This window comes from Pseudomonas sp. MD195_PC81_125, assembly GCF_014060985.1.
Classification (GTDB): Bacteria; Pseudomonadota; Gammaproteobacteria; order Pseudomonadales; family Pseudomonadaceae; genus Aquipseudomonas; species Aquipseudomonas parakoreensis.
The window spans coordinates 1-748 of sequence record NZ_JABULD010000779.1; the positions used below are offsets into that span (position 1 = coordinate 1).

Consider the following 748-nt stretch of genomic DNA (forward strand, 5'->3'; position numbering starts at 1 on the left):
GGGATAGGGCTGCTTGCTTTCCACCCTGTGACCCGATCCGGAACCTCCAGCTTACCTTCGCCGTTTGCTTCGCCATTTCCGTTGATCGCGCGGGCAGGCGTGACATCGATGTGGAAACCTGGATTTTCGTCGGCATAAACGATCCGGATGCCACGACGTAATTGCTTAACTTCTTCTTGGACGCGGGAGCCTTCCCTAAAACGCTGCTCAATCGCTTCTAGAACTTCCTTCGCACTAGCGCCTTGAGCGTGAGGGAGCCAGATAATCGCGTCCGCATCAATGGTGTCCAGATCCGCAGGCGCGCCGGGGATTGGCTTGATGGTCGTTTTCAGCCGCATCGAGCCTTGCACAAAGATATGGGCCTCAGCGAGCAGCGGGTTGTCGGAAGCCGAGAGGATTTTTTCCAGTTGGGAGTAGCGGTCATTAATTTTTTCGTACTGCGCTTCCGACAGCGAGATTTCCCGCGCAGCGCGAAGCAGAAAATATTCCCAACTGCTGCGCTTGGTCTGTTCGTTGCTCAAAAGCATTTACCTAGCCTCCTGGGCCACCAAGCCCAATTGCAGTGTTTGCGTAAACCGATCTTGGTTTTCTTTGTCCCGATCGAAGATCAGGTATGTATGTTGATGCTGTGTTGTGAGCAACGCGCCAAACTCGATGGCCAATGCCGCAGGAATGGCGGCGAAGACGTGGATAGGGTCAGGAGTCAGAGCCTCAAGCTGGCTCAGTCGTATTTGAAGTGCGTCACGAA

Annotated in this window: 2 protein-coding genes; both read right to left on the reverse strand. The window is 54.3% G+C overall.

Annotated features, from left to right (window positions below; genetic code table 11):
* The coding region (locus HT737_RS29165) for a nucleotidyltransferase (protein ID WP_182404557.1) at positions 1 to 527 on the reverse strand (527 nt) is incomplete at its 3' end.
* The coding region (locus HT737_RS29170) for an SAVED domain-containing protein (RefSeq protein ID WP_182404558.1) at positions 528 to 748 on the reverse strand (221 nt) is incomplete at its 5' end.